Source organism: uncultured Shewanella sp. (assembly GCF_947495455.1).
Classification (GTDB): Bacteria; Pseudomonadota; Gammaproteobacteria; order Enterobacterales; family Shewanellaceae; genus Shewanella.
The window spans coordinates 1-845 of sequence record NZ_CANLZC010000234.1; the positions used below are offsets into that span (position 1 = coordinate 1).

Genomic DNA, 845 nt, shown 5'->3' on the forward strand with positions numbered 1-845 from the left:
TTATATGAAGAACCATCTTATTTATCGCAATGTCTTCGGGATTATTTAGAATAAAAATATGAGGGGATCTTTAAGCCATTGATCCTATGAAATAATTTTCAGAGTTCTCCAGTATCACATCACTCCAAAAACTTTCTACTTCATCTCCCCCCCATGAATAAGGTCGTTGAAATCTAGGTATTTTAAAATAGCCCAATGAAAATATATCTTGAACTTCCTTATCATTAGCTTCTATTTTCAAATTTTCTCCTTAACTATTTTAATTGTATAACCTTTGTAAAGTACGCATACGTACTTATCATGTCAGACTTATAAAAACGCACATGGGTAACACACTGTATTGAATATAACTTACGTGATTTTGATAAAAAAAGCCATCTTTATAAAAACATATTGATCACATAAACAAAACACTAAAACCACACCATAACGACCACAGCGCCATTTCAAACAATAAAAGCCCCCGTTTAGATCCCAAACGCAAAAAAGCCACCTACTCTTATCATATAAAGAGTGGTGGCTTCTTCACTTAAATAGGCGTCTGTCATGGCCAGCTACGGGTAAACCCTCCGCGTTCAATGGGCGCAAAGCTACGCTTCGCCAACAACGCCCATTTCACCCTACTCCACATGGGTATTAAACCTCACTGCGTTCGGACTTTCTATTTCCTCATGTGAGAGTGTCATTTCCGCCATAAACGAAAAAGCCCTAGCATTTCTGCTAGGGCTTTCGTTGTTTTTTGTCTTACTTTTTTTAAAAAGTAAAATAAAAGTGGCGCCTGGAAATGACCTACTCTCACATGGGGAGACCCCACACTACCATCGGCGCGATTGCGTTTCACTTCT

At 38.1% G+C, this 845-nt stretch carries 1 protein-coding gene; it reads right to left on the reverse strand.

Going from position 1 to position 845, the window contains the following annotated elements; genetic code table 11:
- Positions 1–70: 70 nt before the first annotated feature.
- Entirely contained in the window at positions 71–241 is a 171-nt protein-coding gene (locus Q0791_RS24920; RefSeq protein WP_299011955.1) for a DUF262 domain-containing protein, read from the reverse strand.
- Between the last annotated feature and the right edge of the window lie 604 nt (positions 242–845).